Origin of the sequence: Streptomyces sp. NBC_01351, assembly GCF_036237315.1 — a bacterium.
Lineage (GTDB): Bacteria > Actinomycetota > Actinomycetes > Streptomycetales > Streptomycetaceae > Streptomyces.
Genome location: NZ_CP108356.1, coordinates 1814539 through 1840910 on the forward strand (window position 1 = coordinate 1814539; position 26372 = coordinate 1840910).

Consider the following 26372-nt stretch of genomic DNA (forward strand, 5'->3'; position numbering starts at 1 on the left):
GTCCGGGCCCCGCCCCAAGCGGTCCCGGGTCCGTCGGCAGCGGCCCGGGCTCCGTCGGTTCGACGGGAGTCACCCGATCCCCGCCTCGGTCACCGCCCGTTCGATCCGCTCGTAGAGGGTGTTCTGCTTCCAGTACGCGCTGTGGCAGGCGGGGAAGGGCTGCCGGCTGCCCACCTCGTGGTCGCTGATCCGCGGGTCGTCGGGGAAGACGGGGCCCGCGAGGTACGCGAGCACGTCCTGGCGGTCGTACACGTTGAGCCAGCGCGGGAAGCCGTACGGGAGTTTCGCTCCGGGTTCCAGGGCGGTCAGCGCGCCGAGTTCGTAGAGGAAGGGGGCCTGGGAGCCCACGGTGACGAGCAGTTCGGCCCCGGGGACGGGCTCGCCGCGGGCGGCGGCGAGGGCGAGGAGGTCGACGAGGGCGATCCCGCCGAGGCTGTGCCCGATGAGTACGGTCGGCCCCCGCCGGGCCGTGATCCGGTCCTGCAGGAACGCGCGCAGGTCGTGGCCGCGGGCCTGGTAGCGCAGGATGTCGCCGAGCGCGGGGGTGGCGCCCACGGTCAGGGAGCCGCGCCAGGCATTGAGCAGGGGCTGCGTGGTGACGCGCATCGCGAGCCGCCCGAGCACGGCGGCCGCGCGGGCGCCGGGCATCCGGGCGTCGCCGCCGAGCCGGGCGGTGAGCAGTTCGACGAGGCGGTCGCGTTCCGCGCCGGTGCAGTCGGCCTCGGCTCCGGCGGAGGCGAGCGCGGCGGCGGTCACGGCCCGGGCGAGGGCGGTGGCCAGCTCGCGCGCCTGCGCCACCGCGACGGCCCGCTCCCCGGCCCGTGCGGCCTCCTCCGACCCGGCGGTGGACTCCAGCGCGGCGGGGTAATGCGGGGCGAGCCCGGTGCCGCGCAGCAACGCCCCGAGCTCCTCCGCCCCGTCCGGCTCACCCGGCAGCCCGGCGAGCAGGCCCAGCACACGGGCCCCCTCCGACCGCACCCCCGGCATCGCGAAACCGTCGTCGCCATCGGCTCCGCCGCCCCACCCGGCCTCGGCCAGCACCCGCACCTCACACAGCGGGTCGGCGAGCAGCAGCGCCCACTCGGCCGTCTCGGCGTCGACGGGATCCGGGACGGCGTCCGGCCCGGCCTTCAGCCCCGGAACCGACCGGCCCCCCGCGCCGAGACTCGCCCCGAACCGGTCACCCCAGTAGCAGGAGTCGACGTCCGCCTCGGGGAACCGCCCCAGCAGCCGCTCCCGGACCAGCGCGAACAGCACGTCGTGCCGCTCCCGCCGTACTCCCGTACCGTGCACAAAGAGAATCCGCACAGCCACCCCGCCCCCTCGCACCGTCGCCCCCGCCGGGCACGATAGCGCCGAGCGGCCAACGGGGGGCAGCGAACGGTCAGTTCAGCACACACCTACCATCACTGAGCATGATCACCGTAGTTGTCACCGTCTGCCTGGCGTTCGCCGGCTACGCCGCCACCTATCTGAACGGCCTGCGCCAGTCGCAGCGGCAGGAGCGGCTCGCCCGCGTCAACCGCCAGCTCGGCGAGTTCCACGGGCCGCTGTTCGCCCTGACAGAGGTCAACAGCCGTATCTTCGCGGCGTTCATGGAGCGCAACGCCCGTCCCGACGGCAGGTCGCCCTTCGCGCACGAGACACCGCCCTCGGAGGAGGAACTCGCCGAGTGGCGGCTGTGGGTGAGCACGGTGTTCCTGCCGAACATCCGGGCCATGCGCGATCTCGTCCTTCGCCACGCCGACCTGCTGAGCGAGGAAGAGATGCCCCCGATCCTGCTCCAGCTCTCCGCCCACGTGTCGGGATACGAGATCACGGCGGCCCGGTGGGAGCAGGGCAGCTACGAGCAGCACCTCTCGGTCGTGACCTTCCCCGCGGAGGAACTCGCCGTCTACGCCCGCCTGCGCTTCGCCGACCTGAAGCGGGAACAAACCCGCCTCCTGGGCGGGCGCCGGCGTGGCTGACGCCCGGGTCGGCTGTGAGAACGGACACGTGTCTCAACCGGAACCCGCCCCGGCGCACTCTCCCTCTGACGAGGGGTCATGTGTCCGCGGGGGTGGGAGTACGGGATGTCCGGCAAGGTTCGCTGGCGGTACGCGCGGGTCCTACGGGGCTCCGCGCTCCTCGCCGTGCTGTGCGCACTGCTCCTCGCGGGCGGCTATTACGTCTGGGAGCTGCGCTCCATCGCCTCCCACCTCGCGGACGGCGATCCGGTGCGGGGCGTGTACCAGCAGGACCCCCAGCGCGCGGACCGGACGGCCTCCGTCGCCCTCGACGGGATCGTCCGGGAGGTCCCGGAGCCGCCGATGGACGGCCAGGCCTTCCTCGGCGGCGGCGGGTCGGTGGGCCGGCGGTCCGAAGGCCTACGGCCCTCCGACCCCCTGGAGGCCCGGCCGGCCGCGCCCGAGCCGGCGATCGGCGCGCTGTTCTCCCCCGGCCAGGACGGCGACCCCGACCACCACTGCTCGGCCGCGGTGGTCCACTCCCCCCGGGGCGACCTGATCGTCACCGCCGCCCACTGCGTGTACGTCGGCGGCTTCCGTACGAACCTGGCCTTCGCCCCCGGATACCGGGACGGCGTGGCCCCGTACGGCATCTGGGTCCCGACGCGCATCGACGTGGACCCGCGCTGGACGGACGACGAGGACCCGGACCACGACGTCGCCTTCCTCCACCTGCGCCGCCCGGGCTACCCGGGCCAGCGGCTGGAGGACGTCACGGGGGCCCGGACCATCGCGTTCCGGCCCGAACTCCCCGCACCCGCCCGGGTCGTGGGCTATCCCAACGACACCGAGGAACCCGTGGAGTGTCGCAACACGGCGGTCGCGGCCGGGCCGACGCAGCTGCGGCTGGACTGCGCGGACGTCCCGAACGGCACGAGCGGCGGCCCGCTGCTGACCGACGGCAGCACCCTGATCGGGGTGGTCGGGGGCCGCGACGGGGGCGGCGACGACGAGACCTCGTACAGCAGCCACTTCGGCGACGCCGTCCGGGCCCTGTACGAGCGCGCCACCCAGCCGTAGCGGTGGCCCGCCGTGAAGATTGCTTCTGGATCACGGAAGCCCGGACCGTTGGACTGGTACCGGCTCCCGGGCGACCCTGAAGCAATGCACCCCACGACCCCGCCCACCGCACCCGCCACACCCACCGCACCCACCGCACCCACCGCACCCGACACACCCACCCGCGTCCGCCTCGTCCTGGCCCTCGCCCTGCTCGCCACCGGCCTGCTCGCCGGGGCGTTCGGCTACGGCGCGGCCAACCTCGTCCCCACCTTCGACGCGGTACCGCTGGACATGCGGCTGTCCTTCCACGCCCAGCTGATGAAGATGAACGGCATCACCATGCAGGCCGCGATGGGCGTGTCGGTGGTGAGCTCGCTGACCCTCGCCGCCCTGACCCGCGGCCGCACCCGGCTGATCGCGGGTGCGGCGGGCCTGCTGGCCCTGGCGTCCTTCCTGATCACCCGGCTCGGCAACGTCCCGATCAACGGGCGGATCAAGGAGTGGGCGGTCACCGCGGCCCCGGCCGACGTCGAGGAGGTCCTGAACCGCTGGGAGACGTTCAACGTCCTGCGCACGGTCTCCGCCCTCGTCGCCTTCGCCCTGCTGATCTTCCTCGCCGTCAGCGGGCCCCGTCGGACCGAACGGGTGTGACCTCGAAGAGAATTGCTCCATGGACGCAGGACTCACCGCACTGCTCGGCGCCGCCGTAGGCTCGCTCACCACCCTGGGCACGGCCATGCTGACCGGGCGCACGGCGGCACGTACGCAGCACGAGCAGTGGCGCAGACAGCACCGCCGGGAGGCCTGCGCCACCTACCTGGGCGCCCTGCACGACCGCGACGTCGCGCTGGACGCCGTACGCATGGCGCTGCGCCCGGAGAGCCCGGATCTGCGCGACGTCGACGCGAAGGCGGAGCTCTTCGTGACACTGGCGCGCACGGTCCACCGGGCCGCCGAGATCGTCCACCTCGAAGGCCCGTCGCCGGTGGCGCGCGCGGCCGACGACGTGGCCCGCGCCTCCGAGGAACTCACGGCGGCCGTGCGGCGGATGGTGGAGGACGCCCGCGCGGGAGACACCACCCGCAAGGCGGCCGACACCGCGCTCACCGCCGAACGGGAGCACGCTCTCTACCAGGCCGTGAAGGCGTTCCGCGCGACGGCCGCCACGGCCCTCGGGAGCACTGACCGATGACGGCGAGGCCCCTCACCCGTCACCCGTCACCCCCTCACCCCTCGCCCCTCACCCGTCATCAGCCCGTGGGGCATGACGCGGCGGGTGCGGGGACCTCTCGCGAGGTCGGGGAAGAGAGAAGGCCGCTCGGGCGGTACGCCCCTGTGGGTGGTTGTCCGTGTCGTCGTCGCTCATGCCGCCGAGTCTCCCGGGGAGGGCGGCCGGCGGGTCAGGGGCCGTCCGGGGCGCCCGGAGGCGTCCCGGGGGCGGACGGGCTCACATCGGGGCGCCCGTACGTACGCGCGGTTCCGCCCTCGGCACCTCTCAGGGGCAGGAGACCGTCCAGGTGACCTTCACGTGGCCGCCGTCGTCCCCGCGGAAATCAAGTCACCGGCCGGTAGCAACCGGTGGGGAGCAAGTCGGCCCCCGGAGGGTCAGCGCGGTAGGGACGCGTACGAGACTCCCGTCAGCTTCTCGGAGGCCGCCCAGAGCGCTTCGCCGGACGTGTCGTCGAGGGTCCACTTCGCCCGCCAGGACCGGGCGGGTGCCCCGCGCCAGCCGAACCGCGGCCCGATGAACTCGTCGGAGCGCACCCCGGGCGCGGTGGCGGCGTAGAGGGTGGGCAGCGCGCCGGAGGCGGTGGGCTGCGCGAGGACGGCGTTGCCGAAGGCCGACATGCGCGAGAGGAGGCTGGGGCCCTCCAGCTTCGAGGCTCCGGAGTGGAGGTTGCTGGAGGCGTAGCCGGGGTGGGACGCCGCGGCGGTGATCGTGGAGCCGGCGGCGGTGAAGCGGCGGGCCAGCTCGTGGGTGAAGAGCAGGTTGGCGGTCTTGGAGCGGCCGTAGGCGACCCAGCGGCGGTAGCCGTGCGGGTCGCGCAGGGCGTCCAGGTCGTCGAGGTCGATGTCGATGTCGGAGAGCGCGTGGAAGCCGCTGGAGACGTTGACGATGCGGGCGCCGGGCGGCGCGGCCGGGACGGGGCCGATGGTCGAGGCGGTGGTCGCCTTCGCCGTCGCGCTCGCGTTCGCGTGTGCGTTCGCGTTCGCGGCCCGGAGTTTCGGCAGCAGCAGCCCGGTCAGGGCGAAGTGGCCGAGGTGGTTGACCCCGAACTGGGTTTCGAAGCCGTCGGCGGTGCGCCCGAACGGCAGGGCCATCACCCCGGCATTGTTGACCAGCAGGTCCAGTGACGCGTGGCGCTTCCCGTACGCCGTCGCGAACTCCCGCACGGACGCCAGCTCGGCGAGGTCGAGCTCCGCGAACTCCACCTCCGCGGCGGGAACTTCCGTGCGCAGCCGGACGACGGCGGCCCGCCCGCGGGCCGCGCTGCGGCAGGCCAGCACCACCGTGGCGCCGCGCCGGGCGAGCTCACGGGCGGTGACGTAGCCGATCCCGCTGTTGGCCCCGGTCACGACCGCGGTCCGGCCGCGCTGGTCGGGGATGTGCGTGGCGCTCCAGCCGGGCATGGCGACTCCCTCGCGAAGGATGGGTTACCGAGGGTAGACCTCGCCCTCCGCCGCCCCGGAGCCAGGGCAGGCTCTCACCCCGGATCCGCAGGCCAGTAGGCTGCGGTTCCGCAGTCATACCCTGCCGCAGTCACACCCTCCGTACCCCACCCGTCTCCTCCCCGTCCCCGAGGTACCGCGCAGTGAGCTCCGCACCGCCCCCCATACCCGTGACGGTCGTCGGCCTCGGCGCCGACGGCTGGGCCGGGCTCACCGCGTCCGCGCGGTCCGCGCTGTCCCGCGCCGAGGTGCTGATCGGGGGGCCTCGCCAGCTCGACCTGCTGCCGGCCGCCGAGTGCGCCGGGCAGCGGGTGGCCTGGCCGAGCCCGCTGCGGCCGGCGGTGCCGAAGCTGGTGGCCGAGCACGCGGGCCGCCGGATCGCGGTGCTGGCCAGTGGCGACCCCATGTTCTACGGGATCGGCCGCGCCCTCTCCGAGGAGCTCGGGCCCGGCTCCCTGCTGGTCCACCCGCACCCGTCGTCCGTCTCCTACGCGTGCGCCCGCCTGGGCTGGCCGGTGGAGGACACCGAGGTGGTCACGGTGGTGGGCCGCCCGGTGGCCCGGCTCACGGCCGCCCTGTACGAGGGGCGCCGGGTGCTGGTGCTCAGCGCCGGAGCAGCGACCCCGAACGAGATCGCTGCTCTGCTTCGAGAGCGGGGCTTCGGCCCGAGCCGGATGCGGGTGCTGGAACAGCTCGGCTCCGAGCGCGAGGACACGTACGAGGGCACGGCCGACGACTGGAACCACGCGCCGGGCGATCCCCTGAACGTGGTCGCCGTCGACTGCCGCCGCGACCTGGCCCACCCCGCCCCCCGTCTCGGTGCGACCCCCGGCCTCCCGGACTCCGCCTACGAGCACGACGGCCAGCTCACCAAGCGCCACGTCCGCGCCGCGACCCTGTGCGCGCTGGCCCCGGCCCCCGGCGAGCTGCTGTGGGACATCGGCGGCGGCTCCGGCTCCATCGGCATCGAGTGGATGCGGACGCACCCCTCGTGCCGGGCGGTGGCGGTGGAGCGCGTCCCGGAGCGGGCCGCGCGGATCACCCGTAACGCGGCGGCGATGGGCGTACCCGGCCTGCGCGTGGTCGTCGGCGCCGCGCCCGACGCGCTGTCCGGCCTGCCCTCCCCCGACGCGGTGTTCATCGGCGGCGGACTGACCGCACCGGGCCTGCTGGACGCGGCCTGGGCGGCACTGGCCCCCGGCGGCCGGCTCGTCGTCAACACCGTCACCCTGGAGTCGGAGGCGGTCCTCACCGACCGCTACCGCCGCCACGGCGGCGAGCTGGTGAAGCTCGCGGTCGCGCATGCCGTGCCGGTGGGCGGTTTCACGGGCTGGCGGCAGGCAATGCCCGTCACCCAGTGGTCAGTTACCAAGGAAAAGGATCAGGACCAGACATGACCGTGTACTTCATCGGCGCCGGCCCCGGCGCCGCCGACCTGATCACGGTGCGCGGTGCCCGGACCCTGGCCGCCGCCCCCGTCTGCCTGTACGCGGGCAGCCTCGTCCCCCGCGAACTCCTCGCCGAGTGCCCGCCGGACGCCCGCCTGGTCGACACCTCGCAGCTGAACCTGGACGAGATCATCGCCGAGTGCGTACGGGCCCACGAGGCGGGCCTGGACGTCGCGCGGCTGCACTCCGGCGACCCGTCCATCTTCAGCGCGGTCGCGGAGCAGATGCGCCGGCTCGACGCGGCCGGCATCCCCTACGAGGTCGTCCCGGGCGTCCCCGCCTTCGCCGCGGCGGCCGCCGCACTGAAGCGGGAGCTGACCGTCCCCACCGTCGGCCAGACCGTCATCCTGACCCGGATCGCCCAGCAGGCCACCCCGATGCCGCCCGGCGAGGACCTCGCCACACTGGGCCGCAGTGGCGCCCTGCTCGTCCTGCACCTCGCCACCCGCTACGTCGACCGGGTCGTCGACGAACTCCTGCCGCACTACGGGGCCGAGTGCCCGGTGGCGGTGGTCGCGATGGCCAGCCGCCCCGACGAGCTGATCCTGCGCGGCACCCTCGCCGACATCGCCGCCCAGGTGAAGGAGCACGGCCTGGTCCGCACCGCCGTCATCCTGGTGGGCCGCACGCTGGGCGCCGAGCAGTTCCGCGACAGCCACCTGTACTCCCCCGAGCGCGACCGGCATGTCTGCTGAGCCGGGCAGCACGCACCACGTCCTGATCCTGGGCGGCACGACGGAGGCCCGCCGCCTCGCGGAGGCCCTGGCGGAGGATCCCTCGTACCGGGTGACCACCTCGCTCGCGGGCCGGGTCACCTCGCCGGTCCTCCCGCCGGGCGAGATCCGCATCGGCGGATTCGGCGGGCCCGCCGGGCTGGCGTCCTGGATCGGCGTCCACCGGGTCACGCGCCTGATCGACGCCACCCACCCCTTCGCGGAACGCATGAGCTTCAACGCGGCCGAGGCGGCGGCGCTTTCGGGCGTACCGCTGCTGGCGCTGCGCCGGCCCGGCTGGTCGCCCGGCCCGGGCGACGCGTGGACCTTCGCGGACTCCCTCGCCGAGGCGGCTGCCCTACTGCCCGGCATGGGGAGCAGGGCGTTCCTGACCACCGGCCGGATGGGCCTGCACAGCTTCGCGGACCTCAACGACACCTGGTTCCTGGTGCGTTCAGTGGATCCTCCGGCCGCGCCGAGGCCTCCGCGCCTCGAAGTCCTGCTGGCCCGGGGCCCGTTCACACTGGCCGACGAGCGTGAGCTGCTGACCCGCCACCGGATCGACGTCCTGGTGACGAAGGACAGCGGAGGTTCGGCCACCGCCCCCAAACTGGCCGCCGCCCGCGAGGCGGGCATCCCGGTCCTCGTCGTACGCCGCCCCGCGGTCCCGGAAGATGTGGTGGAGGCAGATTCGGTCCAGGTCACCCTGGATCTGCTCCGCCGACGCGCCGAGGACCGCAGGGCGAGGTGATCGGGTGATGCCGAGCCTCCCCGCGCTCCGGTAGCCGGGTCGCGCCGGCTCGCCGCTCAGTCGGAGGCATCGGGGTCGCGGTGGTCCGCTTCGTCGAGCTTCCAGTAGCCCTTGGCGTAGGCCTCGTTGCGGCCCATGCCGAGGTGGTCATGGAGGTGGCGACGGATGTCCCGGATCGAGATGGACTCCCCCGCTGCCCATGCCACACCGCGACCGGGAGGGGTGCTCGCACTGCGCAGCGCTTCACTCAGCGCCCGGCCCTTGGGCTGTCCCACGGCGCGGTGCACCCACACGACGTCGAGATCGGCCGGGGAGGCCACGTCCATCTCCGCCTGCGGGCCTTCCACCTCCAGGTACGCGAGGGCGCGCACACCCGGCGGAAGGGATTCGGCGATCGTCAGGACGGCGGGCTGGGCACTCTCGTCGCCGGCCAGCAGGTAGAAGTCGGCACGGGCGTCAGCGCTGAAGGACCCCCTGGGTCCGCCGAAGGACACTTCCTGGCCGGGCACCGCCGCCTCGGCCCACCGGGCGGCTGGACCATTGCCGTGCAGCACGATGTCGATCACCACCGCGGGCCGTTCGGGGATGTACCGGCGGATGGTGTAGGCGCGTCCGACGGAACTGCCGTCAGCGGGGTCCGTGACGAAGAGCTTGACCCACTGTGTCGGCTCGTCGCAGCGGAACGCGGCCATCCCTGGGCCGCCCAGGGTGATGCGTGCCATGCGGGGGGCGATCCTGACAACGGACTCGACCACCGCTTGGTAACGGGGCCGGCGGGATCGGAACATGAACTCGGTACCTCTCAGGTGAGGGAAGACAGGGCGATCGCCGGAAGTTCGCGGGCGACGTCCGGGTCCGTCGGCATGCCTGCGACAAAGGCCCGGTAGAAGAGTGGCCCCACCATCAGATCCAGCAAGGTGTCCGCAGCCGCCCGGTCCGACGGCAGGTGCGGCAGGGCGGCCAGAATTCCGCTGATCCCTTCGATGTCGCGTTCCCGCTGCCGTACGAGCACCCCGGCTCGGAGCGCGTCGGCCTGGGTGGGGTCCTGCAGGGCGCAGCCGACCAGGGCGAACAGGACGCGGCCCGTCGACATGTGACTGAAGACCGTATTGGTGTGGGTGACGTGCTCTTCCAGGGCCGACCCGGGATCGTTCCGCGTCTGCGGCCAGGTCGACTCGTCCTGGAGGTCTTCCTCCAGGACGTCGAGGAGGATGTCGCCCTTCGACCTCCACCACCGGTAGACCGTCTGCTTGGCCACTCCTGCCCGCTCGGCGATCGCCCCGATCGTCATGCCGTTGAAGCCGACGTCCAGAAGCAGATCGTCGGCGGCATGCAGTACGGCGACGCGGGCGGCCTCGCTGCGCTGCGGGCCTGCCTTGGTGTGGGGTGCGGGCGATCGCCGAGTTGCGCGATCTGCACCCGAGGGCTGTGTGATGGCTGCTCCTCTCCGTATCCCTGCCCCCCGAGGGAGCGCGGAACCAGGGAAAGACTAGACGCAACGGTGCGTTTATTCAAAGCGCTGCGCCCGCTCCCTCCGAGCGGGGGAAGCCCGGAGGGAGCGGGAGTTCGGGTGGGCGGGTGGCCGGCGCGCGGGCTCAGTCCCGCGGATTCGCACCGGCCGGGGACGAGGCGGCGGGAAGGTTCCGTCTGGCGAACAGCAGGCGCGTCCGCATCCGGTACACGGTTTCACCGCGCTGGTTGTCGGCGCCGACGAGGAAACGCACTGCGCCGATGCCGGGCCGTTTCGGATGGGGCTCCGCCTCCTCGACGACGGCGAACCCGTTCAGCGCGTCTCCGGGACGAACGGGCTGGAGGAAGCGCACCTCGTCCATGCCGTACGAGCCCTGACAGGCGGAATCGGCGAGCAGAGCGCGTACGAACTGGCCCATCACCATGGCGCCCGTGTGCCAGCCGCTGGCCACGAGCCCTCCGAAGGGCGACCGGCGCGCGGCTTCCGGATCCAGGTGGAAGGGCATGGGGTCCCAGACGCGCGCGTAGCCCATGATCTCCTCGCACGTGACACGGGTTCCGCCCAGCTCGTACCGGCTTCCGGCGGGGAAGTCTTCGAAGTGCAGCACAGTGCGATCTCCTTGTCTCCTGTGCTCAGCCGAGTGAGGCGGCGTACTCCACCGCGACGCCGCCTCGGGCGTCCGCATGGGGCCCCATGACGGCATCCGCCGACCGGAGATGGCGCTGCCGTGCCGTGCGACGGGCGCTCTCGACGGTGAACCACTCCGCCACCCTGAAGGCCAGGTCCATCGACTGGCCGCGGTTGAGCCGCGGGTCGCAGGCGCTCTCGTAGCGCAGGTGCAGGTCACCGGGGTGTACGGGGTTCCCGCCGCCCACACACTCCGTGACGTCCTCGCCGGTCAGTTCGATGTGGATGCCGCCCGGGTGGGTGCCCAGCGCCCGGTGCACCTCGAAGAATCCTGTGATCTCATCGAGGATGTCGTCGAAGTTCCGGGTCTTGTGACCGCTCGGCGCCGCGTACGTGTTCCCGTGCATGGGGTCGCAGACCCACGCGACCTCCGCCCCTTCCGCCCGCACCTTCTCGACGAGGGCTGGCAGGCGGTCCCGTACCAGGTCCTTGCCCATACGGGTGATGAAGGTCAGGCGGCCGGGCGTGCGCTGCGGGTCGATGCGGTCGATCAGCGCGAGAACATCGCCGACGGATGCCTCCGGACCCAGCTTCACGCCGATGGGATTGCCGACCCCTGCGGCGAACTCGACATGAGCTCCGTCGAGCCGGCGCGTACGCTCGCCGATCCAGAGCATGTGTCCGGACAGTGCGTATCGGCCCCCGGTGTGGGAATCCGTACGGACCAGGGCCTGCTCGTAGTCCAGCAGCAGTGCTTCGTGGCTGGCGAAGACCTCCGTGGTGCGCATCGGCGACGTGTCCATGTCGCAGGCTCGGATGAAGGCGAGTGCGGCGTCGATGTCAGCGGCCAGAGGCTCGTAGCGCCGGCCCGCCGGGGACAGTTCCACGAAGTCCCGGTTCCATTGGTGGACCCGGTCCAGGTCCGCGTAACCACCGGACGCGAAAGCCCGCAGGAGATTCAAGGTGGCGGCGGACGCATGGTAGATGCGCTGAAGTCGACGGGGGTCCGGGGTCCGCGATGCGCGCGTGAACTCCAGGCCGTTGACGGCGTCGCCGCGGTACGACGGCAGCGTGAGCCCGTCGCGGGTCTCGGTGGTCCGGGACCTGGGTTTGGCGTACTGGCCGGCCAGTCGGCCGACCTTCACCACGGGTACCGCCGCCGCATAGGAGAGCACGGCCGCCATCTGGAGGAGCACCTCCAGCTTGTTCGTCACGGAGTCCTCGCCCTGCCCGTCCAGCGTCTCGGCACAATCTCCGCCCTGGAGCAGGAACGCCTCGCCCCGCGCCACTTCCGCCAGCCGGCCGCGCAGGGCGTCGCACTCGGCGGGGAAGACGAGGGGCGGCGCGGAGGCGAGGGCCGACACGGAGTCGTGCAGTGCTGCCCGGTCCGGCCACTCGGGCTGTTGCGCCGCCGGAAGGGACCGCCAGGATTCGTCAGTCGAATTTTCCACGGAGAGAACCTCAAAGCCTTCTGATCCGAGGGGTGGGACGCCGCGTCGCGGCTGACCTCAACGGCAGCCTGCCATGCGGAAGCCCGCTTCCTGCAGTGCGTCATTGGGGCTAGAAGGAGGGGCCTAATACTTCGGCACTAGCCCCAGAAGCCGACTGTCACCGCGCACACCGGTGCTGGAGGATTTCGGACAGTGAAAGGAGCGGCAGCACTAGGCCCCCGTGCCCGTGCCATTGCTTCGGAACCGGCCTCGAAAGGTGAATTCTGGATGACTAGCACCGATGCCCCGCGTGGATCCGTCTCCCGCCCGCAGACCGGGGACGAGTACCTGCAGAGCCTCCGTGACGGCCGGGACGTATGGATCTACGGCGAGCGAGTCGACGACGTATCAGCCCACCCGGCCTTCAGGAACAACTCCCGGATGATTGCCCGGCTGTTCGACGCCCTTCACGATCCGGAGCGGAACGGCAAGCTGGTCGTACCGACGGACACCGGTAGCGGCGGGTTCACCCACCCCTACTTCAAGGCGCCCTATTCCTCGGCGGACTTGAAGGCCTCGGCGGAGGCGATGGCGGAGTGGTCCCGGATGACGTACGGGTGGCTCGGCCGTACCCCCGACTTCAAGGCGGCGTTCCTGTCCACTCTCGGCTCGAACAAGGAACACTACGCGCCCTTCGAGGACAACGCCGCCACGTGGTACCGCAAGGCCCAGGAAAACGTGCTGTTCATCGGCCACGGCATCGTCAACCCCCCGATCGACCGCAACCGTGGCCTGACCGAGCTCCGGGACGTCATGCTCACGGTCGACCGCGAGACGGACGCCGGCCTGGTCGTCTCCGGCGCCAAGGTGGTCGGTACCGGTGCGGCGCTGACTCAGCACATCTTCATCGGCAGCTACGGGCGGATTCCCGACGGAGCCAAGGACTTCTCCGCGTACTTCATCGTGCCCACGAACAGTCCGGGTCTGAAGATAATCTCGCGCCCGTCCTACGAATTCGCCTCGGCGACGGTCAGCAGCCCGTTCGACCAGCCGCTGAGCAGCAGGCTCGACGAGAACGACGGAATCCTGGTCTTCGACCAGGTGCTCATTCCCTGGGAGAACGTCTTCTGCTACGACGTGGACAAGGCGAACAACTTCTTCTACGGGTCCGGATTCTTCTACCGGGCGATGTTCCACGCCTGCGTGCGCTTCGCCGTGAAGATGGACTTCCTGACCGGTCTGCTGGCGAAGGGACTTGAGACCACTGGAACGTCGGAGTTCCGCGGGGTCCAGAGCCGCCTGGGCGAGGTCCTCGCCTACCGCAACATGTTCTGGGCACTGGTGGACTCCATGACGCAGAACCCGACCAAGTGGCCCGACGGAACGGTGACACCCAACGGCGACACGGCTCTTGCCTTCCGCGTGCTGTCGTCCTCCATCTACCCCAAGGTCCGCGAAATCTTCCTGCGGGACCTGGGCAGCGCCCTGATCTACAACAACTCCCATGCCCGGGACTGGTCCAGCCCCGAGATCCGCCCGTACCTCGACAAGTACGTGCGCGGCCTGGGCGTCGAGGCCATCGACCGCGTGAAGCTGATGAAGCTCGCGTGGGACGCCGTCGGTACCGAGTTCGGCGCCCGGTGGGAGCTGTACGAGATGAACTACGCCGGCAACCACGAGCAGATCCGCTTCGAGGCGCTCCACGCCCAGCAGGCATCCGGCCAGTTCGACCGGTACAAGCACCTCGTCGACAACTGCCTGTCCGAGTACGACGAGAACGGCTGGAAGGCCCCGGACCTCATCAACCCGACCGACACCACGGTCATCGACGGGAACATCGGCCGTGCCGCGGCCGCGCCGCGCGTCGAGGCCGCACCGTGAGCCCTCCGACGGCCGCGGGGCGGGCCACCAGCCTCCCCGCGCCCTCAGGGCGACCGGATCCGGAGCAGATGCGCCGGGTCATGGGCCAGTTCGTCACCGGTGTGTGCGCGGTGTCCACCCGCTTCGACGGCCCTTCCGGCACCGGCCACGACGCGATCGCGGTGAACTCCTTCACCTCCGTCTCCCTCGATCCGCCCTTGGTCTCCATGTGTCTGCGTGCCGACTCGGCCTTTCTCCGGCGGATCCGGACGGAGGGGGCGTGGGCCGTCTCGTTCCTGGGTGACGGTGCCCGCGGCCTGGTCCGCGACCTGACGATGCCTTCGGAGCAGAGGCCTCCCGTGGAACGCGCCGCTTCCTGGGACATCGGCCCCCACACGGGCTGCCTGCTGCTGGCGGAAGGGCCCGGAACCCTGGAGTGCGCCATGCATCAGACCCAGCCGCTCGGAGACCACGTCCTGGTCGTCGGACGGGTCCTGGGTGCGGTCTGGCGCGACGAGGCCCCGCTCGCCTTCCACCGGGGGGCCTTCACTTCCGTGGGGCGGCCGGCGTGACCTCGCACACCACCCATCGCAAGGAGGAGCAGACATGGCCAGGCGACGCCTGAGGGTAGCGGTCGTCGGCGGCGGCATCGGGGGTCTGGCCACCGCGATCGGCCTGCGCGGGCATGGTGCCGAAGTCGTCGTCCACGAGCAGGCCGCCGAGCTGACGGGGCAGGGCGCCGGCATCGCCATCGGCGCCAACGGGCATCGCATGCTGCGCGAGCTCGGCGTCACGGCCGCGCTCGAGGGTTCGGCGGTACGCCCCGCGCGTGCGGAGTTCCGTAACTGGCGTACGGGACGGACGATGGCCCTTCACCAGCTGGCCGGAAGCTACGAGGAGCGGTTCGGGGCGCCGTACTGGACGGTTGAACGCGCCGCGGTGCAGCAGGCATTGCTCCACGAGCTGGGTGAAGCCCAGGTCCGTCCGGGTGCCCGCGTGAGCGCCGTGGAGCAGTCGGCCGACGGCGCGGTGATCCGCTTCGCGGACGGCTCGGAGGCCGAGGCCGACGCGGTGGTCGGGGCCGACGGTATCCACTCCGCCGTGCGCAACGGCGTCTTCGGACCGGACGACGCCGTCTTCTCGGGCACGAGCGGCTACCGGGCCCTGGTCCCGATGGAGCGCCTCGGTCACGTCCGGGAACTCGCCGAACCCGTGCTGTGGCTGTGGCTCGGGCCCGGACGGCACTTCATCGCCTACCCGGTCGCCGACGGAACGCTGCTCAATTTCCTGGCGGTCGTTCCCGACCGGGAGTGGACGGTCGAGTCGTGGGCCACCGAGGGCAGCGCCACCGAACTGCTGCGGGCCTTCGAAGGGTGGCATCCGTTCGTCACCGAGATCATCCGCGCTTCGGGCCGCCCTGGACGCTGGGCACTGTACGACCGCGAGCCACAGCGCGCCTGGAGCTCCGGGCGGGTGACCCTCCTGGGCGATGCCGCACATCCCATGCTGCCCCACCACGGACAGGGGGCGAACCAGGCTCTGGAGGACGCGGTGGTCCTGGCCCGGATCCTGGGCGGTGCGGACACGGACGAGGTGGAGCAGGCACTGCGCACCTACGAACTGGCCCGCCGGCCTCGCACCCGGCTGCTGCAGAGGGGATCGAGGCAGAACGCGACGTGTTTCCAGCTGCCCGACGGGCCCGAGGCCGATGCCCGCAACATCCGTCTGGCGTCGCTGCCGGACGACCTGGCCTGGATCCACGGACACGACGCACTGACCGCGCTTCAGCCGGAGACCTCCGGGTCGTCGGCCTGAGGCCGACGACCGGTTGCCGGGCGCAGGCACCCGTACCGAACGAACCTTGAGAGAGGACCATGACAAAGATCTACGCCTTCGAAGGGGCCGTCCCCGTCATCCATCCAACGGCCTTCGTCCACCCGGACGCAGTGCTGATCGGCTCCGTCACCATCGGTCCCGGGTGCTACGTGGGGCCTCTCGCGAGCCTGCGGGGCGACTTCGGCCGCATCGAGCTCGAGGAGGGCTCCAACGTCCAGGACGGCTGCGTCCTGCACTGCTTTCCCGGCGCCGACACGGTGGTGGAGCAGGACGGCCATGTCGGGCACGGCAGCGTGCTGCACGGCTGCCGGGTCGGCAAGGGCAGTCTGATCGGTATGAAGTCGGTGCTGATGGACGGCGTGGTCGTGGGCGAGCAGGCATTCGTCGGCGCCGGCAGCTTCGTCAAGTCCCGGTTCGAGGTTCCCGCACGGCAGTTGGCGGCCGGAAGCCCGGCCCGGGTGCTGCGCGAACTGACCACTGCCGAACTCGAATGGAAGGCCAACGGCACCGAGCAGTACCAGAAGCTGGCCCAGCGCTCACTGGCCGGGCTCAGCCCCGCGCAGCCCCTCACCGATGTCTCCCTCGGGATGTCCGTGCACGAGGGGGAAGCGGTCCCTGAACATGTCACCCTGCACGAATTCCGGTCCCGCTGAGGAACCGAGGAACCACTGTCGCCGTGTCATCGGAATGGCCCCGCTCGGGATACCCCGGGCGGGGCCATTCGCGTTTCTCCACCGGTAGTCGCGCTGTGCCGACCGGACGGCGCACTCTCCGTGTGCGTACAACGCCGGGACTAGGAGGCGTGGTCTACAACCAACAGGCGACTACCGTCGTCACCCCGCTTTCCCCAGGCTGGACGGGTACACAGATCCGCAGCGCTCAACGCCTGCGGTCTCCCGGAACCAGGAGGAATCGGCATGACACTTCCGACCACGTCCCGTCTGATCGTCGGCGACCGTTTCGGCGACTTCGCCGCCGCGGTCGGGGCCGAGACGTTCTCCGCCTTCGCCCGTGCCCTCGACGGAGGAGACCTGGATTCCACCCAGGCTCCGGTTCATGTGGTGACCGGGCAGGGAATCGGCGCGTACGAGGCCGGCTACCTGAGGGACGCGATCGCCCGCAGGAATCTGGAGAACGTGATCACGCTGGCGCACACGGGCAGCGAGCCCGCACGCCGGCAGGATCTGCACAAGGCGCGCGAGGACAACGTGCTGGTGGCGGATCTGGGCCGAATAGACGACGACACCTACGAGGCTCAGCTGCGGCTCCACGACCACAATGAGCTTCTCGTCGACGTTCAGGACCGGGTGCACGTCCAGGGCATGGTGGCGATCGAGGCGGCCCGGCAGATGTTCCTGGCGGTGACCGAGCGGTTCTTCACCTCGCGCTGGCCGCAGCAGCGTTACTACATCGTCCTCAACTCCATGAACACGACCTTCAGCAACTTCCTCTTCCCGGTGGCCGCGCAGTTGCGCCTCCGGGTGAACAGCTCCGATGTGTCCGAGCCCAGCCGCCTCATCATGCGCGTCACCGTGGAGCTGGAGCAGGCGGGGCGCATCGCGGCGAGTGTGGACGTCGACTACGCCGCTTTCGCTCCCGGGCTGCTGGAGGAGAAGGAACTCCGGCGCGCGAAAAGCGCGTCCGCCGCCGCCGTGGACGCGGCCCTCGCCGCCATCTGACGTGCGGACCGCTCGGATGCCGGCTTCGTCAGCGGACGCACTCGGGGCCCGGGACAGGCCGCGCTTCGCCTACCTGGGCCCCGAGGGAACGTTCACCGAGCAGGCTCTGCGCGCCCTCCCGGAGGCCGAGGGCACGCGGCTGCTGGCGGTGAACTCCGCAGACGAGGCACTGGAACACCTGCGGGGCGGAGCTGCCGACGCCGCCATGCTTCCCGTGCACAACACGGTCGGCGGCCTGGTGGCGGGTACCGTGCGTGCGCTGGTCGCGGCTCCCGCTCTGGAGATCCTCCGCGAGGTCACGCTCAGCATCGATTTCGCTCTGCTCACCCGGCCCGGCCTCCCCCTGCGGGAGGTGCGCGCGGTCACCGGCCACCCGCACGCGCGGGCTCAGGCGGCGGGCTGGCTCGGGACATTCCTGCCGTCGGCCCGCTGGGTATCTGCCCCTTCGAATGCGGCGGGGGCCGAGTGGGTCCGGGACGGACGGTGCGATGCGGCGCTGGCCGGACACTTCACAGCAGCACGATACGGACTCGATATCGCCGCAGAACGCATTCAGGACCACTCCGGCGCACTCACGAGATTCCTGCTGGTGGCATTACCAAGGGTTTGGCAGAAGACTCCGTCAACTGATTCGGACGTCACTTCCCTGACAGGCCTGGTGGACGGCCAGGAAATTCAGTTACGTGCCCGGTTTGCCCAGCTGACACAGCATGCGTCTCTCGACGGCGCCTCACTGGCGATTCTCGGCAACCAGAACGTCCGTCACGGCATTTTCATCGACTGCCCGGGGAACCTCACGGATCCCGGAACAGCGCGGGCGATCGATCTCCTGCAATCGATGATACCCGGCCTGCGCATGCTGGGTTCTTACCCGACCAGCCCTCCGGCTTTGCCCGGTCACAGGCAGAAGGTTTCCACCGCCCCGCCCCTGAAGATGATTCAGAGAAATGACGCCATGAACACGCATGTAACAGCCGCCTCTTGACGCCCGGAACTACCGGAGACTTCCCCATGCGCCGTCGCGGCCACCAAGCTCTTCTGGTGGTCGCGACGGATCTGTTTATGAAGCATGGCTATGAGGCCACAAGTATGAGCTCCATCGCCGCGCGCCTGGGTGTCACCAAGGCCGCACTGTACAGACATGCCTTGGGGAAGGCCGAATTATTCGCCTCCGTCACCCTGCCGGCACGCACCGCGGTCCTCTCCCTCGTGGAATCGGCGAAGGCGGAGGAAGCACCGGCGATCGATCGACTGATACACCTCGCGCGCGAGCTGGTGAGACTGGCAGAGAATCGGACGTCAGGATTCTACCTACTCTGGGGTCACGCGGCAGGAGGGGAACCGGCAGAACAGATCACCGCATGCACAGAAGCCGTGCACCGGGCTCTCGTGGACCTGCTGGAGCAAGCCGCGGCAGAAGGCACGGCGCGTGGCGACATACCCTTCGGGATAGCCGCTCGGCTGATCCTCGGGAGTATCGCAGAAATCAGCCTGTCCTACCGTTCCGTGCAGGGCGAATTCGCGAATGATGTCGCCGCTCTCCTGCTCAACGGAATGTCCCTGCCAGCACGGACCGGATGTTCTCTCTGAGCCATATGTGAACCGGGTCTGCCTCATGCCGGGGATGCCATGCCTGGCAGATGCTGAGCGGCGCGAGCTGAACGGGAAGTTCGAAGATTTCTATGTCGAGCGGGCAATCCTGGCTGGTGGCGAGCGTTCGAGGCAGTGTCGCCACCAGGTCGGTTCGCGGGAGCAGGAACAGTGCGGACAGGAAATCGGGCACCGATGCGATCACTCGACGGTGCAATCCGATTTCCTTGAGCGGCACGTCGATGGAGCTGGCCGTTCCGCCGTTGGGCGAGATGTTGACGTGCCGCGCCGCCGCAAAGGCTCCCGCCGTTATGGGCATGCGGAGCAAAGGGTTTCCCGCTCCGGTGGCGGCGACAAAAGGCTCCTCAAACAGGGGCTCCACCCGCAGCTCGGGAGACGGATCGTCAAGGACGCCGATTTCTATGTCCACCGTCCCCTCGCGCAGCGGGGAGGCTCCTGGGCCTTTCTTGGTCAAAAACTTGAATGACACCCGAGGAATCTGCTTCCCGGCTCTGGCCAGCAGTGCAGGTCCGAGCGCTGCGGCATAGCCGAATTCCGATGCAATGGTGAGCGTCCTTCGCTCCCCGGCCAGACTGACGTCCTGCTGCGGCATAAGGATGGCCTCCGCCTGCCGGACGAGGGCGTGCACCACCGGTTGAAGCTCAAGCGCCCTGGGCGTCGGAACAAGCCGACGACCGGCACGCACGAGCAGGGGATCGCCCACGACCAGACGGATTTTGGACAAAATGCGGCTCATAGCAGCGGTGGACAGTTCCAGCTGGGAGGCCGCGCCGGTGACGCTGCCCGCCTGTAGCAGGGCGTCAAGGGCCGGCAGTAACCGCATGTCTGCGTACATGGATTCACGCAACTCTGCTCCCGATGAGGACTCTGCGACGCGAGATCGCATTCCAAATATGAGCCCACTTTGCAGGGGACTTTCCTTGGAATCAATATACCGTCCACAACTCTCGGGCATGCACACTGGGGGCTTATTTAGGCCGCCAGGGATTTAAACATCACCGTTGGACTTCTATGTCAGAATTTGACTTTCCCTTTATCGTCCGCGCGCCGTTGATTCACATCGCGACGCGTGACACTCATCACATGGGTGCTGGATGAATCAACCTGTCTGTAGAATAGTTGCGTGAAGCGCAATCGTCATCCCGTAGGGACTGAGGAGCTCGGACACTCCCACCCCCTCGAGCTGAAGACTGTTCACGAAAAATTGGGGGAATTCATGGCATACCAAGAACGTCGAATATCTGAAGTCGCCCTGGATGGGCCGACGCTCGGGGTGGCATCCGGCGATTACGATGAAGGCGCCGGGCAACCCGAAGTTGATAACCGAAGCAATCATTCCGGGCTGACCCCCCGAGAACTTCAGGTATTAACGGGAATTCGCGAGGGTCTGTCCAACAGGAGGGTCGGGCGGACCCTGGGAATATCCGAACGTACAGTGAAGGTCCACCTGCATTCCATCTTCATAAAACTCGGCGCCACGTCCAGAACCGAAGCAGTGGTGCGAGGTATAAGGAATGGCTGCATCAGCATTTAGCGGCAGAATCAATGCGCCACCCCAGAAGTTTTGTGACTTCTGGGGTGGCGCATTCGCATGAGTGTCACTGGAAGAAGGCCGGTCGGGCATTCACTCGTCCGACGCGGCGGAGCGGGCCGCCAGTTCGAGTACGAGATGTGCCGACGCATCCAGGAGTGCCTTGTCGGCTTGCTGTCCGAACACCAGAACCCGGTAGTAGAGGGGTCCGAGCAGAAGATCGGTCAGCCGGTCCAGGATCTCTTCACCCGGTTCGCTTCCGGTATGGCGTTGAACGGTGACACGCAGGCCTTCGAGGTCGCGTTCGCGCTGTTCGCGCAGGAATCCCGTGCGCAGGGATGCCGCCGCGTCCATGTCCAGTTGTGCGTGCCCCAGCAGGGCCTGGAATACCTGCCCCGCCGGCTCTTGAAAGAAGTCGGCCACTCGGTGCAGATGCGCGACGAGGTCTTCGGCGGCCGTGCCGGCCGGTTCGTGCCATGCCAGCGCTTCGCGGGCATCGTCGGCGAGGGCGTCGAGAAGGATGTCGACCTTCGACTTCCACCACCGGTAGATCGTCTGCTTCGCCACACCTGCCCGGGTGGCGATGCCCTCGATGGTGGTCCCTGCGAACCCCTGTTCCACCAGCAGGTCATCCGCGGCGTTGAGCACGGCCAGGCGGATGCTCTCACTGCGCCGGGGGCCTGTCCGGCTGACCACGGGGGACTGGACACGTGGGCGTTCGGTGTTCCGTGCGGCGCTGATGGTACTTCACCCCTTGGTTCTTACGGATGCAGCCGATTCTGGCACACCACAGGGTGGCGAGACGCGGCCGAATCAGGCAGGCGTTCGTTCCGGCTTCCGGGTGAGGACGAGGCTCAGCAGGACCACGAGGGCAAGGACGGCCACGACTGCGCTGAAAATCTCGCCGGCCGGCCGCAGGCTCGTGGCGCGGATCAGCACCCCGACGCCGATCGCCGGCACCGCAAGCATGGAATAGAGGATGGCGAAGAACGTGGAGACGGATGCGCCGCGGTGTTGGGGCACGCTGCGGGTGGTGATGTCCCGGATGCCATGAGAAATGGCCATTCCGGTGGCCAGGCCGTTCACCGCCGCCCCGATGAGCAGGGGCGCGAAGGCCTTGGTGGCCATGGCCGTGGCGATGAGGCCCGCGGCAAGCATCAGCCCGAGGCAGGCGACGGCCAGTACGGCTCCCGGCTTGATGGTGCGGACCAGCAACTGCCCCAGCGCCGTACAGGCGAAGGCGGTGAAGACCACGAGCCCGGCGAGCGTGTGGCTGGACTCGTGGAGCACCGTGCCCATGAACAGTCCGGTGACAGCGGTGAGTACGCCCAGGACCGCGAAGCCCGCGCCTGCGGCCATCGCCGAACGCAGGAAGTCCGACCGGATCTCCGCGGGCACATGCAGCGGCTGCAGCTGGAAGGTGAAGGAGGTGCGATGTGCGGCGGTCTCTTTCGTCAGCCCCACGCCGATCACTGCGATCGCCGCCAGGACGAGCGTGACGACCCATGGTGTACGCAGCGGAGAGGGCGCGAGGTCGGCCAGGATGCCGGCCAGCAGCGTGCCGCACGCCAGGCCGCCCATGTTGGCGAAGAGGGCCACGGTGGCGGGCTTGACGCGGCTGTCCTGGGGGATGAGTTCGGCGAGTGAGGCCGTGGCGGCCCCGGTGATGAGAGCGGCGGAGAACCCGGAGATCACCCGGGCGACGAAGAGGATCGGAACGCTCTCGGCCGCGAGGAACACGAGAGCGGCGCAGACGGACAGGAAGGTCGCGGCCATCAGAACGGGGCGTCGGCCGATCTGGTCCGACAGGCGACCGAAGACGAGCAGTCCGACGACGACGCCGATGGCGTAGACGGCGAAGATCCCGGTAACGGTGATCGGCGAAAAGCCTAAGGCTTCGCCGTAGATCGGATACAGCGTGGTGGGCACGGTCGTACCGGCCATGGTGATCCAGAAGGCGAAGGCCACGGCGGCAGTCGCCGCGCCACTGCCTGGCCGGCGGGGTGCCGCGTCCACCTGGGCGCCGGCTTGGGCGGTCTTGTTCAGCACTGAACCGACCTCTCGATAAGTGGGATTGCGACAGGTGGCGACGACTCAAGACTAGACTGAGCGTTGCGTCTATGGTGAGACTAGACTAGTCGTTGCGTCTATTCAAGAGTCCAGGCGCCGGCGATGACCGGGACACGTCGTGGCCGAATGCAACGAGGCGGTGCCGGGTACCGGCACCGCCTCGGGTCATGCGTTCAATCCGTCACGCGTAGCGGCGCGGCGTCCAGGTGATCCGCGAGCCGTCGGCCCGCTCGGTGACCTGGGTCTGCGAGGAACCGATCAGCAGGATCGTCCTCATGTCCACCTCGGACGGCTCCAGTTCGGCGAGCGTGACGATCCGCACCGACTGCTCCGGCCCGCCCACGTCCCGCGCGACGACCACCGGCGTCTCGGGCGCACGCAGCTCCAGCAGCAGCTCACGCGCCTGCGCCACCTGCCAAGTCCGGCTCCGCGAACCGGGGTTGTACAGGGCGAGCACCAAGTCCGCGGCGGCCGCCGCGCGCAGCCGCTCGGCGATCACCTCCCACGGCTTGAGCCGGTCCGACAGCGACACGGTCGCGTAGTCGTGACCGAGCGGCGCACCGGCCGCGGCGGCCGCCGCGTTGGCCGCCGTCACTCCCGGCAGCACCCGTACCGGCACGTCCTTGTAGCCGTCCTGCCCGGCGACCTCCAGCACCGCCGTGGCCATGGCGAAGACCCCGGGGTCACCACCGGACACCACCGCCACCCGCTTGCCGCGCCGGGCGAGATCGAGCGCGAACTCGGCGCGCTCCGACTCCACCTTGTTGTCCGAACCGTGCCTGACCTGCCCCGGCTTGACGGGCACCCGGTCCAGGTACGTCGTGTAGCCGACCAGTACCTCGGCGTCGGCGAGCGCCCGCCGCGTCTGCGGGGTCAGCCACAGCGGCCCGGCCGGCCCGGTACCGACGACCACGACCTCCCCGGGCCCGGACGGCACACTGCCCGGGTTGCCGATCCGACTCGGGACGACGGCGACGGCGAAGTACGGCACGCTCTCCGCATCCGTCTCGGCCAGCACCCCGGTCCGCTCGCCCTCCATCGTGGCCCGCTCGACGTAACGGGCCTCCGCGAGCCGGCCGCTCCTCTCCATGGCAGCGCGCACGGCGGGGAAGGTCCGGCCGAGCTTCATCACCACCGCCGAATCGGTGGCGGCCAGCCGCGCGGTGAGCTCCTCCTCGGACAGGGTGCCGGGGAGGATCGTCAGTACCTCCTCGCCCTCGACGAGCGGGGTGCCGAGCCGCGCGGCGGCGGCGCTCACCGAGGTGACACCGGGAATCACTTCGGTCTCGTACCGGTCCGCGAGCCGCTTGTGCATGTGCATGTACGAGCTGTAGAAGAGCGGGTCGCCCTCCGCGAGCACGGCGACGGTCCGCCCGGCGTCCAGGTGCACGGCCAGCCGGGCCGCGGCGGACTCGTAGAACTCCTCCATCGCACCCTGGTAGCCCCCGGGATGATCCGTGGTCTCGGTGGTGACGGGATAGACCAGCGGCTCCTCGATGTGCGTGTCGCGCAAGTGCCTGGCGGCGATCGACCGGGCGATCGACCGCCCGTGCCGCGCACTGTGATAGGCGACGACGTCCGCCTCGCCTATCACCTCAACAGCCCTCAAGGTCATCAGACTGGGATCGCCGGGCCCGAGCCCAACCCCGTAGAGCCGCCCCTTCTCGCTCATTCGGCCACGCTCGCAATGGCGTTGACGGCGGCCGCGGCGATGGCACTGCCACCCCGCCGACCGCGCACGATCAGGTGATCGAGCCCCGAGGGATGCGCGGCGAGCGCGTCCTTGGACTCGGCGGCGCCGATGAACCCGACGGGCACCCCGATGACGGCGGCGGGGCGTGGAGCGCCCTCCTCGATCATCTCCAGCAGCCGGAAGAGCGCGGTGGGCGCGTTCCCCACGGCGATCACGGATCCCTCCAACAGCCCCCGGTCACGCCAGACTTCGAGCGCGGCGGCACTGCGCGTCGTACCCATCTTCGCCGCGAGCTCCGGCACCGCCGGGTCGGACAGCGTGCAGATCACGTCGTTGTCGGCAGGCAGCCGCTTCCGGGTCACCCCACTCGCGACCATCTGCACGTCGCACAGGATCGGCGCACCCGCCTCGAGCGCGGCACGGGCCCGCAGCACCACCTCGGGGGTGTACCCCAGGTCCTTCGGCAGGTCCGTCATCCCGCAGGCGTGAATCATGCGCACCGCGACCTGGGCGACCGAGGCGGGCAGCCCGGAGAGATCCACCTCGGCGCGGATCGTGGCAAAGGACTGGCGGTAGATCGCGGCGCCGTCCTTCTCGTACTCAAACACGGTGTACTCGCTCATTTCTTCACTTCTTCACTGCGGCTTCGGACTCTGAGGGGTATGCGTTGCGCACGGCCGCAAGCCCGGCCGCCAAGTCTGATGGTTCGTGGGGCACTTCCCGTCCGTGCACGGACAGTCGATACCCATCCCCCACGGCAAGGGCATCCACCCACTCCGTCCCCCGCGGATGCCCGCACCTGCGCTCGCAGCCGGACCAGTGCACGGGCAGCGGCCCGCGCGCCTCTTCTACGACGGCACGCGCGTCGGCACGTACATCGGCCAGGGACTTCACGCAACCGGGCTTACCCGTACAGGCAGTGACGGACCGCCAGGCACTGTCGGGGTCGGTCACGAGCCCGGGGTCGACGACCGGAGCTCCGGTGACGACGATGCTGCGCCAGGGGGTGACGCGCAACTCGCCGGGCAGCGTCCGCCACTGCGCGGTGGTGAGCCGGCCGAGCGGGACCAGTACGCACAGCGAGTCCCCATGCACCCCGGGCGCGGGCGGCGGCGCGTACGGCCGGGGCGCGTCGGCCACGTACCGGGCGGCAATGCCGGCGGCAGCGAGCCACCGGCCGAACTCCTCGGCCTCCAGAGCCCGTTCGGCGGCGGGGAGCTCGGCCACGCGCCAGGCCCGGGTTCCGGCATCCGCAACGGCGTCGAGGAAGCGGTGGGCGGCCATCAGGGCGGCCCTCGGTGCATCCTCTACCCGGACCTCGACGGCGTCACGGGCCGCGCCGAGGCGCAGCAGCGTACGGCCGCCCGCGTCCGGGCCGAGCAGGGTGACGTCGGGATCGAGCGCGGCCACGTCCCCGCGCCCGTCGTCGACGGCGAACAGGAACCGTCCGGACAGGGCGGTGACTCGGGCGTCGGCGCACAGCAACGCATCCAGCGCGCGGGCAAGGCGGGGATCGGCAAGCGGCGTGGCGACGATATTGCGCACCCGCTCATGAGCCGGGGCCGGCAGCAGCCCGGCCCCGTCGAGCAGCTCGGCGAGCCCTCCCCCGCACCCCTCGGCGAGGCCGCGCAGCTGCACGTTCCCCCGCGAGGTGAGCTCGAGCTGCCGGTCCCCGAACCGGTCGGCGGCCAGCGCCAGCGCGGCGGCCTGCGGCGCGGAGAGCAGCCCGCCGGGTATCCGCACCCTAGCGAGGAACCCGTCGTCCGCGGCATGCAGCCGCAGCGCACCGGGGCAGGCATCACCGCGATCCCGTATGACGGGTTCGTCCCGCGATGCGGCGGAAGGGGGCTGGGGCATGGCGGCGAGCATACCTACGTTTCCGCTCCCCCGACCTGTGTCCGTCGCCACCCCCACCGACCCCACCGCACCACACCCAGCCCCGCACATCCAGCCCCGCCGCACCACATCCAACCC

Annotated in this window: 27 protein-coding genes; 15 read left to right on the top strand and 12 right to left on the bottom strand. The window is 70.2% G+C overall.

Annotation, left to right across the window (positions count from 1 at the left end):
* Positions 1-69 precede the first annotated feature (69 nt).
* Positions 70-1293 (bottom strand): hypothetical protein, encoded by a 1224-nt coding sequence (locus OG625_RS08190; protein ID WP_329377801.1) that lies wholly within the window; start codon positions 1291-1293, stop codon positions 70-72.
* A gap of 122 nt (positions 1294-1415) precedes the next feature.
* Between OG625_RS08190 and OG625_RS08195 the strand changes: the two genes are divergently transcribed.
* From OG625_RS08195 to OG625_RS08210, 4 genes are all read left to right on the top strand, one after another.
* Entirely contained in the window at positions 1416-1967 is a 552-nt protein-coding gene (locus OG625_RS08195) for a hypothetical protein (protein WP_329377803.1), read from the top strand.
* Positions 1968-2072: 105 nt separating this feature from the next.
* A complete protein-coding gene (locus tag OG625_RS08200) occupies positions 2073-3026 on the top strand; it encodes a trypsin-like serine peptidase (protein WP_329377805.1) in 954 nt (317 codons plus the stop codon).
* A gap of 84 nt (positions 3027-3110) precedes the next feature.
* Positions 3111-3659, top strand: a complete 549-nt coding sequence (locus tag OG625_RS08205; RefSeq protein ID WP_329377807.1) for a DUF1772 domain-containing protein — start codon at positions 3111-3113, stop codon at positions 3657-3659.
* 19 nt (positions 3660-3678) lie between these two features.
* Positions 3679-4200 (top strand): proline dehydrogenase, encoded by a 522-nt coding sequence (locus OG625_RS08210; protein WP_329377809.1) that lies wholly within the window; start codon positions 3679-3681, stop codon positions 4198-4200.
* Positions 4201-4613: 413 nt separating this feature from the next.
* On the opposite strand, the gene OG625_RS08215 is transcribed toward OG625_RS08210, so the two are convergent.
* Positions 4614-5639: an SDR family NAD(P)-dependent oxidoreductase gene (locus OG625_RS08215; protein WP_329377811.1), complete on the bottom strand. Its 1026-nt coding sequence runs from the start codon at positions 5637-5639 to the stop codon at positions 4614-4616.
* A 182-nt stretch (positions 5640-5821) separates the two neighbouring features.
* On the opposite strand from OG625_RS08215, the gene cbiE reads away from it, so the two are divergent.
* The 3 genes from cbiE to OG625_RS08230 are packed head-to-tail and all read left to right on the top strand — an operon-like array spanning position 5822 to position 8590.
* On the top strand, positions 5822-7075 hold the full coding sequence (cbiE, locus tag OG625_RS08220; protein WP_329377813.1) for a precorrin-6y C5,15-methyltransferase (decarboxylating) subunit CbiE: 1254 nt from the start codon (positions 5822-5824) through the stop codon (positions 7073-7075).
* Complete coding sequence (gene cobM / locus OG625_RS08225; protein WP_329377815.1) at positions 7072-7821, top strand: precorrin-4 C(11)-methyltransferase; 750 nt, start codon at positions 7072-7074, stop codon at positions 7819-7821. Before cbiE ends, cobM begins: the two co-directional genes overlap by 4 nt.
* Positions 7811-8590, top strand: a complete 780-nt coding sequence (locus OG625_RS08230; protein WP_329377817.1) for a cobalt-precorrin-6A reductase — start codon at positions 7811-7813, stop codon at positions 8588-8590. Before cobM ends, OG625_RS08230 begins: the two co-directional genes overlap by 11 nt.
* A 56-nt stretch (positions 8591-8646) precedes the next feature.
* On the opposite strand, the gene OG625_RS08235 is transcribed toward OG625_RS08230, so the two are convergent.
* The 4 genes from OG625_RS08235 to OG625_RS08250 all read right to left on the bottom strand — a co-directional run bounded on the left by OG625_RS08235 (position 8647) and on the right by OG625_RS08250 (position 12139).
* A complete protein-coding gene (locus OG625_RS08235) occupies positions 8647-9378 on the bottom strand; it encodes a siderophore-interacting protein (RefSeq protein ID WP_329377819.1) in 732 nt (243 codons plus the stop codon).
* A 14-nt stretch (positions 9379-9392) separates the two neighbouring features.
* On the bottom strand, positions 9393-10043 hold the full coding sequence (locus OG625_RS08240; RefSeq protein WP_329390510.1) for a TetR/AcrR family transcriptional regulator: 651 nt from the start codon (positions 10041-10043) through the stop codon (positions 9393-9395).
* Between the two features lie 142 nt (positions 10044-10185).
* A complete protein-coding gene (locus tag OG625_RS08245; protein ID WP_329377821.1) occupies positions 10186-10668 on the bottom strand; it encodes a MaoC family dehydratase in 483 nt (160 codons plus the stop codon).
* A 25-nt stretch (positions 10669-10693) separates the two neighbouring features.
* On the bottom strand, positions 10694-12139 hold the full coding sequence (locus OG625_RS08250) for a class II 3-deoxy-7-phosphoheptulonate synthase (protein WP_329377823.1): 1446 nt from the start codon (positions 12137-12139) through the stop codon (positions 10694-10696).
* 267 nt (positions 12140-12406) lie between these two features.
* Here OG625_RS08250 and OG625_RS08255 point away from each other — a divergent pair, with 267 nt between their 5' ends.
* The 7 genes from OG625_RS08255 (at position 12407) to OG625_RS08285 (ending at position 19083) form a co-directional block, all read left to right on the top strand.
* Entirely contained in the window at positions 12407-13999 is a 1593-nt protein-coding gene (locus OG625_RS08255; protein WP_329377825.1) for a 4-hydroxyphenylacetate 3-hydroxylase N-terminal domain-containing protein, read from the top strand.
* On the top strand, positions 13996-14550 hold the full coding sequence (locus OG625_RS08260) for a flavin reductase family protein (RefSeq protein ID WP_329377827.1): 555 nt from the start codon (positions 13996-13998) through the stop codon (positions 14548-14550). The genes OG625_RS08255 and OG625_RS08260 overlap by 4 nt, the downstream gene beginning before the upstream one ends.
* A gap of 34 nt (positions 14551-14584) precedes the next feature.
* Positions 14585-15793, top strand: a complete 1209-nt coding sequence (locus OG625_RS08265) for an FAD-dependent monooxygenase (protein WP_329377829.1) — start codon at positions 14585-14587, stop codon at positions 15791-15793.
* Positions 15794-15852: 59 nt separating this feature from the next.
* Complete coding sequence (locus tag OG625_RS08270) at positions 15853-16467, top strand: acyltransferase (protein ID WP_329377831.1); 615 nt, start codon at positions 15853-15855, stop codon at positions 16465-16467.
* Positions 16468-16731: 264 nt separating this feature from the next.
* Positions 16732-17493, top strand: coding sequence for an AfsA-related hotdog domain-containing protein (locus OG625_RS08275; protein WP_329377833.1), 762 nt, complete (start codon positions 16732-16734; stop codon positions 17491-17493).
* Between the two features lie 16 nt (positions 17494-17509).
* A complete protein-coding gene (locus OG625_RS08280) occupies positions 17510-18478 on the top strand; it encodes a prephenate dehydratase domain-containing protein (RefSeq protein ID WP_329377835.1) in 969 nt (322 codons plus the stop codon).
* A gap of 56 nt (positions 18479-18534) precedes the next feature.
* Positions 18535-19083 carry a TetR/AcrR family transcriptional regulator gene (locus tag OG625_RS08285; RefSeq protein ID WP_329377837.1) on the top strand — a complete coding sequence of 183 codons (549 nt, stop codon included), beginning with the start codon at positions 18535-18537 and terminating at the stop codon, positions 19081-19083.
* Here OG625_RS08285 and OG625_RS08290 read toward each other — a convergent pair.
* A complete protein-coding gene (locus OG625_RS08290) occupies positions 19040-19939 on the bottom strand; it encodes a LysR family transcriptional regulator (protein WP_329377840.1) in 900 nt (299 codons plus the stop codon). The two genes, OG625_RS08285 and OG625_RS08290, sit on opposite strands and share 44 nt — an antisense overlap.
* A gap of 288 nt (positions 19940-20227) precedes the next feature.
* Here OG625_RS08290 and OG625_RS08295 point away from each other — a divergent pair, with 288 nt between their 5' ends.
* Positions 20228-20638, top strand: coding sequence for a response regulator transcription factor (locus OG625_RS08295; protein ID WP_329377841.1), 411 nt, complete (start codon positions 20228-20230; stop codon positions 20636-20638).
* 90 nt (positions 20639-20728) lie between these two features.
* Here the strand turns inward: OG625_RS08295 and OG625_RS08300 are convergent, their stop codons facing one another.
* The 5 genes from OG625_RS08300 to OG625_RS08320 form a co-directional block, all read right to left on the bottom strand.
* Positions 20729-21283 (bottom strand): TetR/AcrR family transcriptional regulator, encoded by a 555-nt coding sequence (locus OG625_RS08300; protein ID WP_329377844.1) that lies wholly within the window; start codon positions 21281-21283, stop codon positions 20729-20731.
* Between the two features lie 165 nt (positions 21284-21448).
* Positions 21449-22684: an MFS transporter gene (locus OG625_RS08305; RefSeq protein ID WP_329377845.1), complete on the bottom strand. Its 1236-nt coding sequence runs from the start codon at positions 22682-22684 to the stop codon at positions 21449-21451.
* A 202-nt stretch (positions 22685-22886) separates the two neighbouring features.
* A complete protein-coding gene (locus tag OG625_RS08310; protein WP_329377847.1) occupies positions 22887-24377 on the bottom strand; it encodes a precorrin-2 C(20)-methyltransferase in 1491 nt (496 codons plus the stop codon).
* Complete coding sequence (locus OG625_RS08315; RefSeq protein ID WP_329377849.1) at positions 24374-25021, bottom strand: precorrin-8X methylmutase; 648 nt, start codon at positions 25019-25021, stop codon at positions 24374-24376. Before OG625_RS08315 ends, OG625_RS08310 begins: the two co-directional genes overlap by 4 nt.
* Before the next feature lie 4 nt (positions 25022-25025).
* A complete protein-coding gene (locus OG625_RS08320) occupies positions 25026-26267 on the bottom strand; it encodes a cobalamin biosynthesis protein CobG (RefSeq protein ID WP_329377851.1) in 1242 nt (413 codons plus the stop codon).
* Positions 26268-26372 lie beyond the last annotated feature (105 nt).

Coding starts and splice junctions, on each gene's coding strand:
- OG625_RS08195 (WP_329377803.1), top strand. CDS start 1,416: ATGATCACCGTAGTTGTCACCGTCTGCCTGGCGTTCGCCGGCTACGCC.
- OG625_RS08200 (WP_329377805.1), top strand. CDS start 2,073: ATGTCCGGCAAGGTTCGCTGGCGGTACGCGCGGGTCCTACGGGGCTCC.
- OG625_RS08205 (WP_329377807.1), top strand. CDS start 3,111: ATGCACCCCACGACCCCGCCCACCGCACCCGCCACACCCACCGCACCC.
- OG625_RS08210 (WP_329377809.1), top strand. CDS start 3,679: ATGGACGCAGGACTCACCGCACTGCTCGGCGCCGCCGTAGGCTCGCTC.
- OG625_RS08215 (WP_329377811.1), bottom strand. CDS start 5,639: ATGCCCGGCTGGAGCGCCACGCACATCCCCGACCAGCGCGGCCGGACC.
- cobM (WP_329377815.1), top strand. CDS start 7,072: ATGACCGTGTACTTCATCGGCGCCGGCCCCGGCGCCGCCGACCTGATC.
- OG625_RS08230 (WP_329377817.1), top strand. CDS start 7,811: ATGTCTGCTGAGCCGGGCAGCACGCACCACGTCCTGATCCTGGGCGGC.
- OG625_RS08235 (WP_329377819.1), bottom strand. CDS start 9,378: ATGTTCCGATCCCGCCGGCCCCGTTACCAAGCGGTGGTCGAGTCCGTT.
- OG625_RS08255 (WP_329377825.1), top strand. CDS start 12,407: ATGACTAGCACCGATGCCCCGCGTGGATCCGTCTCCCGCCCGCAGACC.
- OG625_RS08265 (WP_329377829.1), top strand. CDS start 14,585: ATGGCCAGGCGACGCCTGAGGGTAGCGGTCGTCGGCGGCGGCATCGGG.
- OG625_RS08270 (WP_329377831.1), top strand. CDS start 15,853: ATGACAAAGATCTACGCCTTCGAAGGGGCCGTCCCCGTCATCCATCCA.
- OG625_RS08275 (WP_329377833.1), top strand. CDS start 16,732: ATGACACTTCCGACCACGTCCCGTCTGATCGTCGGCGACCGTTTCGGC.
- OG625_RS08280 (WP_329377835.1), top strand. CDS start 17,510: ATGCCGGCTTCGTCAGCGGACGCACTCGGGGCCCGGGACAGGCCGCGC.
- OG625_RS08290 (WP_329377840.1), bottom strand. CDS start 19,939: ATGTACGCAGACATGCGGTTACTGCCGGCCCTTGACGCCCTGCTACAG.
- OG625_RS08310 (WP_329377847.1), bottom strand. CDS start 24,377: ATGAGCGAGAAGGGGCGGCTCTACGGGGTTGGGCTCGGGCCCGGCGAT.
- OG625_RS08315 (WP_329377849.1), bottom strand. CDS start 25,021: ATGAGCGAGTACACCGTGTTTGAGTACGAGAAGGACGGCGCCGCGATC.
- OG625_RS08320 (WP_329377851.1), bottom strand. CDS start 26,267: ATGCTCGCCGCCATGCCCCAGCCCCCTTCCGCCGCATCGCGGGACGAA.